This window comes from Acholeplasma oculi (assembly GCF_900166985.1).
GTDB lineage: Bacteria > Bacillota_I > Bacilli_A > Acholeplasmatales > Acholeplasmataceae > Acholeplasma > Acholeplasma oculi.
Window position 1 is genome coordinate 106,719 of sequence record NZ_FUZK01000003.1, and the last position, 16,688, is coordinate 123,406.

Annotated in this window: 13 protein-coding genes and 1 riboswitch; all 13 genes read right to left on the minus strand. The window is 30.6% G+C overall.

Features of this window, described 5'->3' with window-relative positions; all coding sequences use genetic code 11:
- Nucleotides 1–6: 6 nt before the first annotated feature.
- The 13 genes from B5X49_RS06350 to B5X49_RS06410 all read right to left on the minus strand — a co-directional run bounded on the left by B5X49_RS06350 (nt 7) and on the right by B5X49_RS06410 (nt 16,660).
- On the minus strand, nt 7–1,560 hold the full coding sequence (locus B5X49_RS06350) for a hypothetical protein (RefSeq protein WP_045749087.1): 1,554 nt from the start codon (nt 1,558–1,560) through the stop codon (nt 7–9).
- A 25-nt stretch (nt 1,561–1,585) separates the two neighbouring features.
- Nucleotides 1,586–2,269: a S24/S26 family peptidase gene (locus B5X49_RS06355; protein WP_045749086.1), complete on the minus strand. Its 684-nt coding sequence runs from the start codon at nt 2,267–2,269 to the stop codon at nt 1,586–1,588.
- Nucleotides 2,270–2,398: 129 nt separating this feature from the next.
- Complete coding sequence (locus tag B5X49_RS06360; protein WP_045749085.1) at nt 2,399–3,322, minus strand: hypothetical protein; 924 nt, start codon at nt 3,320–3,322, stop codon at nt 2,399–2,401.
- A 56-nt stretch (nt 3,323–3,378) separates the two neighbouring features.
- Complete coding sequence (locus B5X49_RS06365; RefSeq protein ID WP_079560762.1) at nt 3,379–4,320, minus strand: hypothetical protein; 942 nt, start codon at nt 4,318–4,320, stop codon at nt 3,379–3,381.
- A gap of 2 nt (nt 4,321–4,322) precedes the next feature.
- Nucleotides 4,323–5,066: a hypothetical protein gene (locus B5X49_RS06370; protein WP_045749083.1), complete on the minus strand. Its 744-nt coding sequence runs from the start codon at nt 5,064–5,066 to the stop codon at nt 4,323–4,325.
- Between the two features lie 41 nt (nt 5,067–5,107).
- A riboswitch (cyclic di-GMP riboswitch) is annotated at nt 5,108–5,189 on the minus strand.
- 57 nt (nt 5,190–5,246) lie between these two features.
- Nucleotides 5,247–6,647, minus strand: a complete 1,401-nt coding sequence (locus B5X49_RS06375; protein ID WP_045749082.1) for a GGDEF domain-containing phosphodiesterase — start codon at nt 6,645–6,647, stop codon at nt 5,247–5,249.
- Nucleotides 6,637–9,012: a GGDEF domain-containing phosphodiesterase gene (locus tag B5X49_RS06380; protein ID WP_045749081.1), complete on the minus strand. Its 2,376-nt coding sequence runs from the start codon at nt 9,010–9,012 to the stop codon at nt 6,637–6,639. The genes B5X49_RS06375 and B5X49_RS06380 overlap by 11 nt, the downstream gene beginning before the upstream one ends.
- A 68-nt stretch (nt 9,013–9,080) precedes the next feature.
- Nucleotides 9,081–10,565, minus strand: coding sequence for a diguanylate cyclase domain-containing protein (locus tag B5X49_RS06385; RefSeq protein ID WP_045749080.1), 1,485 nt, complete (start codon nt 10,563–10,565; stop codon nt 9,081–9,083).
- Between the two features lie 67 nt (nt 10,566–10,632).
- Nucleotides 10,633–11,970: an FAD-dependent oxidoreductase gene (locus tag B5X49_RS06390; RefSeq protein WP_045749079.1), complete on the minus strand. Its 1,338-nt coding sequence runs from the start codon at nt 11,968–11,970 to the stop codon at nt 10,633–10,635.
- 143 nt (nt 11,971–12,113) lie between these two features.
- Entirely contained in the window at nt 12,114–13,679 is a 1,566-nt protein-coding gene (locus tag B5X49_RS06395; protein ID WP_045749078.1) for a flippase, read from the minus strand.
- On the minus strand, nt 13,648–14,760 hold the full coding sequence (gene glf / locus B5X49_RS06400) for a UDP-galactopyranose mutase (protein ID WP_045749077.1): 1,113 nt from the start codon (nt 14,758–14,760) through the stop codon (nt 13,648–13,650). Before glf ends, B5X49_RS06395 begins: the two co-directional genes overlap by 32 nt.
- A 3-nt stretch (nt 14,761–14,763) precedes the next feature.
- Nucleotides 14,764–15,549 carry a DUF4422 domain-containing protein gene (locus B5X49_RS06405; RefSeq protein WP_045749076.1) on the minus strand — a complete coding sequence of 262 codons (786 nt, stop codon included), beginning with the start codon at nt 15,547–15,549 and terminating at the stop codon, nt 14,764–14,766.
- Nucleotides 15,539–16,660 carry a glycosyltransferase gene (locus B5X49_RS06410; protein ID WP_045749075.1) on the minus strand — a complete coding sequence of 374 codons (1,122 nt, stop codon included), beginning with the start codon at nt 16,658–16,660 and terminating at the stop codon, nt 15,539–15,541. The genes B5X49_RS06405 and B5X49_RS06410 overlap by 11 nt, the downstream gene beginning before the upstream one ends.
- Nucleotides 16,661–16,688: the final 28 nt, after the last annotated feature.

A 16,688-nucleotide genomic window follows, 5' to 3' on the forward strand; every position in this document is an offset into this window, starting at 1 on the left:
ACCACCTTACATTTGTTTTTTATAATGGTTAATCATTGCTCTAGCTTCATTAAATGATTGTTTACCAAATAGCTTATCTAAGACAATTAGAAGTTCATCCAGTTCTTTTCTTAGGAATGGTAAGTTTAGAAATTCAAATTTTCTTAATACTTTACGTGTAACAATATAGTCTAGTCCATCAACTTCAGTTTCGCCACATGCAACAAACACAGGTACGAACATATTAATTTGCTTCATAATACGGTTACCGAATGTAATTTGGAAATTATCTCTAATAAACTGATCGAGTTTTGCTAAGCTATCTAGAGATTTTTGTGAAATCGGATGATCTTTCCAAGCTTGTTTGAAGAGTGAATCCATATAATCATAAGTTACATGAATGGAGTCTGTAAATGGTGCATCAATAAAGTCTGCTTTAACAGATAATTCAATAGATGCAGCACGGTCATAAACTTTATCAGTAATTGCAAACGTTGAGTCATCTCGGTTTGCTGTACCAATAAACCAAATGTTTGGTGGAAGTAAGAGTTTACCTTCTTTTAAGTGAACTGGATCGCCTTTAACACTGTCTGGTGTAATATCAATTAACCACTCTGATGTATTTGGCATTTCAAGGATAGATAAGAAGTCAGCAAAGTAGTATTCTACACGTGCTAAGTTCATTTCATCCAGTACTATAAAGTTTAAATCAGTTCTATAAGTTGCAACATAAATAGATTTTAAGAAGTCTGTTTCATTAAATTTCTTAGTAAATTCATTTAAGTAACCAATCATTTCAGCTCTATCTCTCCAAGATGGTTGAACAGAGATGATGGATGTATCGTTATTAAAGAATTTACCCATTGCATATGGTAAGGAGGTTTTCCCGGTACCTGAGATACCTTCTAAAATCATTGTTTTAGAGGAAGCCATACCTGCAAAGAAGATTGCAATAATTTTATGTGTGTAAAATAATTTTAATTGTGATGCTGCAAAGTTAATGAAGCGATCAACAAGTTGAGATAAATTAAGCATATCATGTTCAGTCATATTGGTTTGTAAAACTTCCATATGATAGGTTTCATCAACTGCAATAAGTTTCGTGAAGCGTGATGGATTCTCATCCTTCTTTTCTTCTTCTTCATCATTTTCTAATTTGTTGATTGCACCTGTAACACTTCGTCTGTTCATTGGTAATCCAAGGTCACTTGATTTCAGTGTTAAGATTGCATTTTTTTCATCTGTTACATCAATTAACTTTTGATTTAAGTCTGAAATTTCTAGAATAAGATCATCTTTAGAAACTTCTTTTCTGACAAATCTAAAGTATCTTCTTAAGAGTACGAAGATAAAGTATATGAGCGATACAACAAAGATAAAGTTAATAATCAATATGAATATACCAATCATCCAGTCAAGCGCATTATAATTCATAGAGGACTGAACAAATGATTCTAGGTATAAACTTGGATTAATCCAAAAAAATTGAACAAAAGCGCTGAGTATTGTTTGGAAAAACAAAACCACATGTTCAAAGAAACTTTGGATAAATTCTATATACCAAGTAGCAAACTCACTCATTTAATTCCTCTTTTTAAAGTTTTAATTATTTCTTTTGATTAGCTTCCATCTCTTTTTGAATTTCTAATCTTAACTTCTCTTTTTCAGCTTCATGTTTAGCTTCTAACTTAGATTTATTACGTTGAAGTAAGAATCTTACGAAAACGACAACTTCAAATCCAAATAATAAGAGCAATGGTAAGACAATCCATAATAAGAAACCATTTGGTGAACGTACTTCTTGAATGAATGTACCTACACCAGTGAAATGTCCTGTATACTTACCTATGATTTGATCTTTATGGTTAATCTCTAATTGCATATTTGCATTAATGTTTTCACCATTATAATGACCAAAGGTATTCGCATTGACATCCCCTTGTGTGACAACTAAGTCACCTTCTATTGTTTTGATTCTGTGGATGATATGTATTTTTTGAACGGTATCAAAGAATACGACAATTTGACCTGGTTCTAACGAATCCTTTTGATCATTGTTTAAGATATCAATAAATACTAAAGAACCTGTTGGGAAATTATCTTGGTTTTCTCCATCCATCGATCCTGAAAGAATGGATACAAACCCCTTACCGAAGATATTTGGTAAATCTCTTTCATTTTGAATCGATAAATTAGATATTGAAAACAGTAATAATACTAATAATAATAAGTAAAATAATACATTTCCAACAATTCCTAAATATTTAAACACTTTTTGTTTACTTGTCATTTTCATACCTCTATAATTTTTACTAATTATATCATACCACTTTTTAGTAAAATATTGAAACATACCTTAAGTTTTTTTAGTCCTCAAGGTATGTTTTCAATATCAATGTTAGTTTAAACTATAGATTTATTAAATACCAGTAAATGAGAATGAAACGGATAATGTACCAGATAGAATTGAGTTAAATGCTTCTTGATCCCAACCTTCTACCCATACACGTACTGTTAAAGCACCAATTTTGTAGTTTGTACCAATAACACCAGTTACGGACCCTGGAACATTAAATGTTAATGAGGTTGCAGTGTCATTCGTATACAAAGTACCAACTGCAGCATTAATACCATTACCTGCTGGAATTAAAGTAGGTTCAACTAATGCAGCTGCATCAAATTCAGTTTCTAAAATCGCATCATCCATAATTGCATTATAGAATAGTACGGCTTCGTTACCAGCGAATGTTCCCATACCTAATGAGTTTCCGTTTGCACCAGTAGTTAAAGTATCTCCTAATGCACCAGATGCTTGTTCAACAACTGTTACAGCAGATGCTGTAAATAAATCTTCAAAACTGACTCTTGCAGCGTTAGAAGCATATTCAGTAATTGCAGTGTTAGGTGCACCTGCAGAACGTGTACCTGCAACATCAACACCTGGAATCCAAGAAGATGTTGTACTTGATAATAAAATATTAGTTAACTCAATTGAAGTTAATGCATTAGAACCAACAAATAGTAAGTCAAATTCAATATATCCACCAACTGCAGCTGCTGTTGTATCTAAATTTGTTAATGCCACACCATCCTCAGATGTAAGTGCAACAAATGTAACACTTGAAACTGCTGTTGTTAAATCAGCTGTAGTAATTGTATTTTTCCAATCTGTACCATTTAATGAGACGTAGAACCCTTCTCCTGTTTGAACATCAGCTTCAAATGCTTGAATTGTAGCTGTATTGTTCACTGTGAACCATGCATATACCCCGATGGATAATGCAACACCTGTCATGACAAGTGCTAAGACTGACATAACTAATTTATTTGTTAATGATTTCATATTTATTTCCTCTCCTTATATGGGATTTATTTTTTATTTTTTTTGTTACGTGGCGTTTAACCATTTATAACCTCTTCAAATCTTGCGGATCTTATGTTGAGTCTCATGAATAGTTTATCGGTTAAGATGGCATCAAATGCATCTGCATCCCATCCTTCCAACCAAATACTGATTGTTGTTTTTCCTTCATATACATAAATACCTTCTGTCTCACTTACTAATGATAGTTCTGATAACAAACTTCTTTTATCTAGTGCAATATCATTTTGTAAACTTGAAAACTCTGTGAGCTGGTAAATTGTATGTTCTGGTTCAGCCGGTATATCTAGGCTAACTCCTAAGCGATTGATGTAATAATCATACGCTCCAAATATTTTTCCGAATCCTCTGTATCTATCTTGTGAGATATCATAGATGAAGACTTCATTTGTATCTGCATTTCTTGCTGAAATTCTCATTGCATCTTTTGCATAATAGACTCTGTTAGTTCCAGCCGGTACAATTTCCATACCGTTTTGGAAACTAATTGGGTTTACCCAAGGTCTTCCCATAGATGTAATGAATGTTCCTTTTGTTTGCGTAGCATTTTGATATGTAGGATTTGTCCTGTCGGATAAATATACATATTTTTGATGATAATTTGGGTTTGGATGATCACTTGTTAATCTAAAGTGAATATCAAACGCAATATACTCAGTTCTAGGTCTTGCTCTACTACTTTGAGCAAGTGGACCTTGGAAGAAATTAATTCCATCTTGGGTTGTTACGTTTTTTAATACTGGGTTTGGACCAATGACTGAACTTAACATTTCTTTGGAGATATCTTTATAATAATCTATACCATCTAAAGAAATCATTAAATCATCATCAAGTGCTACGCCTAACTCTACCCCTTCAATCATACCTGTTCTAGAAACTTGGAACCAGGCAAATACTGAAGTTGTTAAGGTTAATCCTACCAAAATCAATGTGAGTAATGATATATATAACTTTCTCATCATTATTCACCTTCTACACTAAATACCATGTTGAGTTTAAGTGAACCACCAATCAACTCTTCTTCAGTATACTTTTTAATGTTTTCAGTTAAATATTCTTCTAGATAACCATCTATCCAAATTAATACTGAAACCTTTACGTGATTCCCGGCACCTAATTCGAAGATGTTTGCATCAACTGCAATTTGTTCACTTCTAAATTTTAGTGTCTCAACATCGTTTAATCTAAATGGTTGATATTCATAAGTGTTTCTTACACCGTCTACAACCACCATAATTCTTAAGTGTTCCTCAATATGATTATTTAACTCCTCAAACATTATTTTATAGTTGATACGGTTGATGGTTGCTGTCTGATTCATGTTTTTAACATAAAATGAGAATGCAACCAATTCCTTATCTCTATCTAATACCTCAGGTAGATAATAACCATTAGTTTGTGTAACACTTTGTAAATGAAACGCAAGTATACCGCTATAGGATGCTTGATTGATAAAGGTCATTCCGGGGTATCTTAGGATCGTCCTTGGATTATCGAAATCTTCAGTTTCTGATAATCTGATGGAGTGTCCTGAGAAATTATCCACTCGAACAGATAAGTCACCTGTGTTTTGTCCATAAAATGAGACAACACCCAAGGTTAAGGATAAGAATCCAAATAGCGGGATGAGAAGGAATATGAACTTAGATAATTTCCGGGTGCTTCGAATTGTGTTTTTAACACCCCAAAGTTTAGATACTCTCATGTTTTGCCCCTTTATAATAAACAAAAGCCAATTGCCATATTACTAGCAACTGGCTACCTTAATTTTGTTTTAGGCCCTATAGTTTTGCGTCATTAGATTCCTCTAATTTTGCCCTTTTTTTGATTCATAACTTATTTTAGCAAGTTTTCTTAAATTGTCAATAGGATTTGCTCAATTTTATTACGATTTTTTAATTTTGCCTAAATATGTGAATAATTCTTCAGGACTTAATGGGTTGGATATGAAGAACCCTTGTGCATAAGGAACACCTTTTTCAGTAATTGATTTTAACATCTCTTTATTTTCAATACCTTCAGCTACAAGCTTTAACTTTTTATTCTCAGCAAACTCCACAATCATTTGGTAGTATTTTCTAAAATTATAGTTATCTTCTAACATAAAGAATTTTCTGTTAAACTTGATCATATCAATTTGGAAACGCTCGATTAAATCTAACATATCGTAATCTGTTGTTTGAATATCCATCGCTATTTTAAAGCCTAGTGTTTTAATACGAATTAAGTTTCTTCTGAAAACTTCATTCTTTTTATACAAACTAAAATCAGGTATTTCAATTGCGATACTGGATGCATCTTGATTGTACTTATCTACCATTCTTTGGAAAATGGTAAAAGTCATTTCATTTAATACTTGTCTAGGTGATAAGTTAATATTAATAATCAAATCATTTCTTTGTTGTAATTGTGAAAGATCTGTTAATAACTCTAATGCTTGTTCAACTGCAATAATTCCAATATCATCGAGTTCTCCTGTTTGTTCTGCTAAGTGCAAGAACTGACCTGGCATTAGTAAACCTCTTTTTGGATGATTCCATCTTAAGAGTGCTTCAAACCCATACACATCGGTTAACTCTTTAGAATGAACAATTGGTTGATAATAATAAATGAACTCTTTATTTTCTTTAGCAATTTTAAGTTCTTGATAAAGCTGCATATTTTCTTTAGTTTGGTTTAATTCATCACTATAATACTTAATATCATTACCACCACTCTTTTTAACCATATACATGGCAATTTCTAATGATTGATTGATTAAGTCGAGTGAGTTTCCATGTAGTGGGAATGATGCAATTGCCATGGAAATAGTTTTTTTGATGGTAATTTTATCAAGTATTTGAATCTTTTTCTCTGCTTCTTTTTTAATATTTTTTGCCAGTGAGTAAATATTGGAGTGATCATAGGTATGTGGTATATAAATATAGAATTCATCTGGTTTAGAAGAACTAGAGATAATGGATTCTTCTGGTAAAGCACTTTTAATATGACTTGCAACATAACTCATGATATATGCTTCTTCATCTTTATTGAATGTATCTTCAATATCTTGAAATTTATCAATATCAATTTGGATGATTGTAAATGGTAAATTCTTTTTAGTATTTCTTTTAATCACACGTTCGATTAATGCTTTAAATACATCATAAGAGATTACTTGATCCGATAACAACATTTTATCATCACGGTATTTTCTAATTTCAATTTTAAGTAGTACGATAAGTCCTAAAATCATACCGATTAATAAAATGGTTACCCCAATGGTTAATAAGATATCATTGATCAATTTCTTTCACCCGATTCTTAATAAATTTTTTAGCATCTTCAAGTGGCATGGCTCTTGAAATAAAGAACCCTTGAATGTATGTACCACCATCACGTTTGATAATATCTGTTTGTTTCTCGTTTTCAACACCTTCAATAATGACACCTAATTTAAGGTTTCTTCCAAGTGTAATCATTGTTTTTAGAATTTGTCTTGCTTGGAAACTGTTTTCAATATCATCAACGAACTTTTTATCGATTTTTATAATATCAATCGGTAAATCTCTTAAATATGAAAGGGACGAGTACCCTGTTCCAAAGTCATCTAATTGAACTTTAAAGCCTAATTGCTTTAATGCTTTAAACTTCTCAATGATTAAATCAAATTGAAGGATTAGAAGTGTTTCTGTAAGTTCAATAGCAAGCTTACTAGGATCTACTTGATATTTATCTCTTAATTCAATAAATTCATTAATAAACCCCGGTTGTAAAAGTTGTTTAGGTGAAATATTAAATGAAAACTCAATTGGTAAATCTTTAAACTCACTGACAATTTTAAATACTTTTTCTGTTATCACACGGCCAAGTTCAATAATTAAGTTTGAACGTTCTGCTTGTTTGATATAGAGTGCTGGTGATTCTTTAGCGTATTTTTCATTATTCCATCTTAAGAGTAACTCAAATCCAACTACATTTTGTGTTTGGATATCCACTTGTGGTTGTAAATGCATTTGGAACTCATCTTTTAGAATACCTTGCTTAATATCTAACTCTAATTGGTTTGTTTTTGTAACAAAATCTAAGAATCTATCATTATATTGAACAATGTTGGTTGATGAAGAAATCTTCGCACGTTCAATGGTTAAGTAGAGCACATTAAAAATTTCTTCTAAGGTTAATTGGGTTGCTTTACCTTGGTTATGTAGAATACCTATTAAGAGTTTAATTTTTTGAGGTAAATCAGAAATCAACATCTTCTTATCTAACTGATCAGAAATACCTTTAGCATAACCATTTAAAACTTCAAAATTTGCTACATTCGTAACCAGTATAACAAAGTGATTTAACTCTAAATGATAAAGTTCCATATTAGAATCCAGTAAACCTTGAAAGAAACTAGCAGCAGCTTTAACAAGGGATTCTGTTTGTCCTCTACCAATTGAGTCCTTTACTTGGTCAAATTCATCCATCGTTAAACTGATTAAACTGAATTTAGATCGACGGTCTAAAGCAACAATACGTTCTTCTAAAGCAATCTGATTCGGTAGATTGGTGAGTCGATATCTTCTTGCTAAATCTACATATTTAGACATATCATTGGAAGATGCATCAATGATTTCTCCAATCATTATATAGTTTCTATCCCCTTTGCTGACTAAAAAACGAACACGTAAAATTTCATTACTTAGTTTATCGATATTCATATAAAATGCTAATTCTTTTTTGAGATGTAATTTAATATCTAGTGGTTCAGAGGTTAAATCCGTAATAAACTTAAATTCAAATGTCTCAGGAATCAGTTCTTTGAATTTTTTATTCATGCGTCTGATTTGACCGAGTCCACCCACCTCCAAAATAAGGTAAGGATTTTGTTTATTAAGCATCATCTTTTCAAATAACAATTCCTCAACAATACGTCTTCTAATTGTCAAGATACTAAATAAGACATAACCAATTAAAGTCGTTACTGATAAGGCAAAATAACTCCATAGGATCGGTTGGAAATAATTAAGGAATATCACTTGTTCTTGAATCGATATAAATTTATATCCATTCGATAACGTCGTAAATGATAAAACGTAAGATTGATTCTCTTGATAATTTGTATAATAGGTTTGTTCGTTGGATAATTTTTCATCCAGTGTATTAGAAAGTGTTTCTGGAATCAGACTTGAAGAAAAATAATTCACACCATAATAATCATAGTTTTCATAATATTTAATGAAACCCAAGTCATCAATTAATACTTGATTAGATCCTAATTCAATTCCAATTTCAAGTAAGACATCACTAAATTCTTTATAAATGACTTGGTTGAATGCTGTGTGCTTAAAAAGGATGACAATTTCATCAGATGTTTGATTATGAAATACATTCGATAATTTATCAATTTCATATAGTTTAGTGATAGGCTTTTTAACATCTTCTACATTATAATCCAGGGTATCCCAGAACACGAGTTCTCCTTCATTATATGCAGTTCTTAGAGTTGTTAGTCTTTGGTTCAGTAATTCCTGTGTATTTAAATGATGAAGATATGCTAAACGATTACTTTCTGTATTTAAGATGGTTTGGACTAAAAAGATATAAAAAAGCGAAAAAGCTGTTATTAACAACAGGAATATAATCGAAAATCTAATGATATAGTTTTTTAACTGTTTAGCCAATGAAATCCCCCTATACCGATATACATTACTATATTATACATCAAATCTTATCATAAATAAGGTGTTTATCATCGCTTTTTGTATTGATACATGCGTTCATCAGCTTTTTCTATTAAATCAGAGACATGTCTACCGTCTTTAGGATATTCAGAAAAACCGATACTTGCACTAAGTTCGATAGATTTATCTAAGGTTTTACTAAATAAATCCAGTTCATCCATAAATATTTTTAAGTAATTTTTAATATCTTTTTTTTTCGTATCTAATGTAAACTGAACAACAAACTCATCCCCACCGTATCTAGCAACCATATGACCTTTAAAGATTTGTTTAAAGAGGAGTGCGGCTTGTTTTAAGATGTTATCTCCATAACTATGTCCATGAGTGTCATTGATTTGTTTAAATGAATCCATATCGATAAATGCGAGAAATTGTTTATGTTTAGGATATTGAGTTAAGCTTTTCTCTACTTTGCTTACAAAATAATATCGGTTATACAGTGATGTTAAATTATCTTTATGAACGAGTTCTGATAATTTAATTGGATCTAATTCTTGTTGTTGATGATTTTTAAGTACTAAAATGTAGTAAACCTCATCCATTTTTTCATAGTATATAGGATACATACTTGTCCAAAGCATCACATAAGTATCTTGAATCATCGGATACCATGCCTCCCCATGCCACTCTTCTTTTTGTTGCATGTGGGTCTCTACTGTATTTATCAGGTTTTTAGAATGTTTTACTGGATTAAATATTTTTATTTTTTGGTCTACTAAATTATCTAGTGTAAATCCTGTTGTAGTTAAATAAGCATCATTGGCATAAACAATTTGGTAATCCTTATTCACAACAATCGCTCCATCTGTCATATGGAGTAATAATTTTTCAAACATTAATTTTTGAATTTCTAAATTGATTTTATCTCTTATATCTTTAAAACTAATTAATGAACCAATATGCGTTTCATGATTATAGATTTTAGATGTACTCATTCGTGTTGGAATGGATACTTTTCTATAATCAAAAATATGAATCAATTCATTTTTAAAATTAAATCCTTCAACTATTTGTTGAATGATATTACTTTGTTCTAAAGATAATTTAGACTTATCGATTAAATCTTTAATGGATAAAGATTTAATCACCCGGTTTATATACCCAAAAGATTCTTCAAAAGCGAGATTTGAATCAAATATCATACCTTTTTGATCCACTATAATACTTGGTTCTGCAGCATTTAAAAAGTATGCATCTCTAAAAATTTCTAAAGTCATTGGAAACATGGTTCTAAGTGAAATAATCATACCCTTTATTACAGGTGTAGATATTTTAAAACGGTGACACGTATAACGTTCACCTAAAATATCTATTTGCATACCTTGTTTGAAGTTTAGTTCATGTGTTTTAATTTTTAATAATAAATACGATGGATCAATTAATAATTGAAGTAAAGCAACGTTCATATACTCTATATCTTGGTTGGTTTCATTAAAGAAAAACGATGGATATATGTCTTGGTCAATTAACTGTTTAATGTGTTCTAAGTTCATCTTCTAACCTCTTTACGGTATATTATATCAAAAACCTTTGACAAAGTCGTTGTCAAAGGTTAAGGTTTTATTTTTGGTTGATTGCCTCAAGTGCTGCTATATTTAATAAATTCCAAGGCTTATTAAAATGTGGTTGGAAGAAAAAGTCAACAAATGCTAATTGTTCTACTGTCATTTGATTTTGAATCGCCAAACTTAATGTATTCATTTTGTCTGTAACATCATATGTGGATAAGATTTGTCCACCTAAAATACGACGTGTGACTTTATCAAATACTAATTTTAACATGACACTATCAAAGGTAGGCATAAACTCAGGACGGTTACTATCGTGTACTAATACAACACCATATGGTAATTGATAGTCTTTAGCAACACCTTCTGTTAAACCTGTTGATGAGATGTTTAAATCATAGATTTTAATACCCGATGTTCCTTGAGTTCCTTGGTATTTAATCTTGTTTTCTTTAATATTTAAACCAACAAGCATACCCATACGTACTGCATTGGTTGCCAGTGGAATATATTTATGTTCATGGGTTGGATTATAATAAATATTGACACAGTCTCCACATGCGTAAACATCAGGATTCGATGTTTGCATATACTCATTGACAATTAATGCACCATTAGGCGTTGTTGATAATTGTCCTTGGTATAATGCTTGGTTCGGTCTAAAGCCGATACACATAATCACTAAATCTGTTTCAAAACTTTCTTTATCGGTATGAATATGTGTAACAACATTTCCATTTTGAGTAAATCCTTGTACCTTCTGGCCTAAAGCTAACTTCACACCGTGATCCGTAAATGCTTTTTCAGCAAGATTTGTAAACTCAGGGTCTAAATATTTTGGCATAATACGTGTTTCACCATCGATTAAGACAACTTCTTTACCGAGTAATTCAAATGCCTCTGCAAGTTCAACACCAATATAACCTGCACCAACAACTACTATTTTTTTAGCAGTTTTAGCTTTTTCAATAATTTCATTTGCTTGATTGAAGTTCTTAGAAAGTAAAACATTTTCACAACGGATACCTTCAATATTAGGAATAATTGGCCAAGAACCCGTTGATAAAACAAGTTTATCGAAAGACTCACTAAATATTTTTTTTGTATTTAAATCTTTTACGTGGACGATCTTTTCTTCATAATCAATTTTTAACACTTCATGTTCCATATGAACATTCGCACCTAAGTTTTTTAGTTCATCCGGACTAGAATAGAAAAGTCCATTCACATCTGAAATCACTTGTCCAACGTATAGTGCAATACCACATGATAAGAACGATACATTATCATTCTTCTCATAAACACTAACCTCAACATCTTGTTGATGTTTTAAAATACTTTTTACTGCAGATGTTCCTGCATGTGTACATCCTACTACAACTACTTTCATATCAAAAAACTCCTTTTTTTCATACCCAAAAATGGTATATTATGTAATTGAATCCGAATATTCATCGTTTAATCCGCCGTTATTATACGCCACAAAAAAAAATAGGCAAAGAACTTGCCTATGAAAACGTTTTTTCGTTTAAATTACTTTTTAAATATCTTTATGAAGCGGTTCATGATATCCATTTGAACATTTGTCTTAAATATAAGATTGAATAGATAGTAAGTAATGACTCCTAAAATACCATAAATTCCTAGGATAATGAGCGTATAAAAGTCAACACTCAGTCTTGGACTTAAAAGTTGTACTAAATCTTGATAGAAACCTAAGTCCATAAGATAAATGATAACTCCCATAAGAATAGCCGCTATGAATGCTTTAGAAGTTTCTAGGATATATCTTGCAAAAGGAATTTCTTTTCTGGTTGAAATGATTTGATAGAGTGTAACAAATCCCTCTGCAATTAGGCTTGCTATAACTGCTCCTAATGCACCATAAACTGGTATTAAGAAAATATTTAATAAAAGTGTAATCACTGCACCAATCGATACTGAAATAATAAATGGTTTATATTTATTGGTTGATATCATATACTGAATACCAATGACATTTGATAATGTAACTAATCCAATCTTAATCGCGTAAAATTTTAATACGTTGGTCGCATCCACATAAAGTGGTCCAAAGAACCATGGAACAAAGATTGTTGATAATACCAGTAACCCAACCATTAAAGGATATGCAAGATAGGTCGTTGTCTTTAATGACTTATCTAAAATCAACTTGATTTCTTCATGTTTTCCTTCATGATGATACTTCGATATTCTTGGTAACATCACTGTACCCAAAGCGGTCGCTATAACTAAGACTGTATTAATAATTCTACTACTCATATCAAAAAATCCTACTTCAATATCCGTTGATAAGAGTCCAATCATCGTTACATTTAAACTTGTATATAATAAAATGATCACTTGAGGAACAAATAAAATCACCATATCTTTTAAATGTCTTGTTGGTTTAAAGTCCATTTTTACTTCATTTAAATTTTTAAATAGAGGTATTCTTTTTCGGTCCATCCATAAAATAGATTGACTAATGACTTCACCACCATTAATGATCAGTGCATAAATCCATAAATCAGATTTTTCTTTAACAAAGACAAAGATCAATCCTAATGTCATAATCTTAATGATAGAGTTTCTAATAACAATACCTTTAAAATTTTCTAACCCTGTATATAAAAATGTAATGTCTAGAAGATTCGCCAGTAAAAATAAACCTTGGATGAGTAGTATTTGTGGACTTAATAAAGGGCTAAGTGAAAAGGTAGCGCCTCCCATACTTCGTATCACTTCAATCAATAAAACAATTAAGAATAATAAAGAAATCGAGATCAGGCTTGTTATAACCTTAAGCGTTAAAATTTCAAAAAATGTTTTTCTTAAATGTTTTTCATCGTCTTTTTTTGTAGCAATTGCCTTCGTACCATATAACTGAACACCTAGTAATGCAAAATAACTTAAATACGTTACAATCGTATAGTTAAATGCATAAAGACCAGTTCCAGAAGGTTCTAGTACCCGTGACAAATAAGGAATCAAGATAATCGGAATAATAACAACTAATACTTGATAGATTAAATTATAAATATAGTTTTTAGATAAACTAGATGGTTTATGATTCATCACTAAATTCGTTTTTAACAAGTGATAATGCACTTAAAATCACTGCATGCATATCATAATACTTATATTCAGCAAGTCTTCCACCAAATAAGTATGTTGTTTCTTCCTTTGCAAGTTCTTTATATTGTTTATAGATTTCATTATTTTTATCATCATTAATTGGGTAATACATTTCTTTACCAGCCTCATATGTGTCTGGATACTCTCTAGTTATGACTGTATGTTTTGTTTTCGCAAAATTAAAGTGTTTATGTTCAATAATTCTGGTATAAGGCACTTCTCTTTCAGTATAGTTTACAACAGCATTTCCTTGATAGTTTTCAATATCTAATCTTTCATGTTCAAAACGAAGACTTCTATATTCTAAAACACCATATCTAAACTCATAAAATGCATCGAGTGGTCCGGTGTATAACACTTTGGTTGCTAAACTATCATAATATGCTCTATCCTTTAAATAGTCACATTCTAACCAAACATCAATACCTTCAAGTAGTTTTTCAAATATCTTTGTATAACCTTCAACAGGAATTCCTTGATATGTATCATTAAAATAGTTATTGTCATATGTAAATCGAACAGGTAATCTTTTAATGATAAAAGCTGGTAAGTCCTTACAAGACATTCCCCATTGTTTTTCAGTATACCCTTTAATTAATTTCTCATAAATTTCAGGACCTACTAGGTTGATGGCTTGTTCTTCTAAATTTTTAGGATTTTCTTTATAGTTTTCTAACTGTTGAAGACGTATTTTTTCCATTGCCTCTTGTGGCGTTACGACACCCCATAGTTTATTAAAGGTGTTCATGTTAAATGGAAGGTTATAGATTGTGTTTTTGTAGTTTGCTATTGGGCTATTGATATAGTTGTTAAACTTTGTAAACTGATTGATATAATTCCATACAACCTCATTGGATGTATGGAAAATATGTGCACCATAAACATGCACATCAATACCTTCATCATTTTTAGTATACATATTTCCACCGATATGATTTCTTTTATCGATGACTAATACTTTTTTGCCTCTTTTTTTGGCTTCATATGCAAACACACTTCCAAAGATACCTGCGCCTACAATTAAATAATCATACTTTTTCATCGACTACCTCTTTTTTGTATTGGAAATACCTGAAACACCAAAGATGGTTCTTCCAATATCTTTTATAAATTCTTTAAGTGGATTTAATTCAATGGTTACAACCTTTACTTCTTTAATTCGTAATTGATTTTTTAACAACCATACATTAAAAAGTCTCTCACTAATAAACCCATATATTCTTTTTTGATAAGTATCATAATTAGAAATATCTAGTCTTTTTTCTAATTCAAAAAGAATATCAAATAACCACTTAGCATACTGATCCATTAAATCCTTTTTACCAATAAACATATTGGCTAAATAAGCATATTTTGAATGCACATGTTGATCAAAATACGATACATAATCCGGATATAAGGATTCAATTACTTTTCTAGTTTCATCTAAATCATTGATGTAATGATTGGCTTTATAATTCTCATAAAGCGTTTGACGAAAACGTGTTTTTTTAGGCAAGATTAAATCATGATTTGTTAGAATTCGTTCAATTTGGTTTTTACTTAAGGCTTGATAGGAAAAAATAGAAAATTTCTTTCCTGTAAAAAAACGTCTGTAATGAATTAATCCAACATAATCATGGTTTCGTTCTTTATATATATTGTATAATCCAGTAAGTTCAGAATAAAATGGGTTTTTACTTGAAATTGAATCTTTACCATCATCACTTAAGTAACCTTCGATTTTGGGATTTAATGCACTTCCTACTTGCATCATTTCATATGAACCATCTAAGTAACTTATAATCGGTTGATATAATTTATGCATCATGACATATACTTTAACGTCCATGATTTACCTCTTCTAATAATTCTATATATTTTTCCATGATAACCTTACCTTGATGTCTAATATCATATACTTTTAAATTATCTAAATTAAAATGAACTCTATCATTTGGTTTTTCAAAAATGTTTTCAATTGCTAAAACCCAGTTAGATACTGGTTCTTTTAAATCTAAATATGTAATCATTTGATTTAAATTAAGTTCTTTAGTAATTTCTGTTGAATAAACTTGTGGTAGATTTGAAAACAAAGCCTCCACACCAACAACAGGTAACCCCTCAAATAGACTTGGTAACATAAATAAATCAATTGCTGAGTAAAATTTATAGATATCTCTTCTTGGACTTAAGACAATGACTCTATCTTTTAAATTCATTTGGTCAATAAAGTTTAAGATATTTTGTTCTAAATAACCATTACCTACAAGGAGTAATTTAACTGACTCATCTCTTTGGGATAACTCTTGAAAGACTTTTAATGTGAACATTGGATTTTTTTGGTGTTCAAAACGACCAAAAAAACCAATTAATTTTTCAGTATCTGATATATTTAATAACTTTCTAATATCTTTTCGGTGTTCGATATTAAACATGTATTTTTCAGTATCAATTGCATTATGTGCTAAGTAAAATGGTTTTTGCTTGAAAAAATATTTACCAGCAACCATACTACAACTAAAAAATGTATTAGAGGCTCTAAGAGATATTGGAATTAAAAAGGCATTTCTAATACGGTTTAATCTCTTTGGACTAGAAAGTGTTAAGTGTGCATGAAAAATACGAATTGGAATGTGTTTTTTCTTAGCTTCTTTTAAATAAGGCATACCCCAATTGAATTCATGTGAGTGAACAATATCATACGTTCTTTCTTCAAAAAGCTTTTTAGCATGCTTTTTGAAGGCACCATAGTTTTTAAGCGTAAGTTTGGGTCCATAAATAATTTCATCTTTATTTTTTTCGATTTTATCGATATATTTTTGATCTGCAGTTTTTACAATCAAAAAATCAACTTTAAATTTGTCGTGGTCGAGTTCATCATAGTGGTTCATCACATAACTTGCTACACCATTGGTTAATTCAAGTGCGGATAATAGATGTAAGATTCTAATCTTTTTCATAGGATCCTCCTAGTGTAAAATGGGTGAA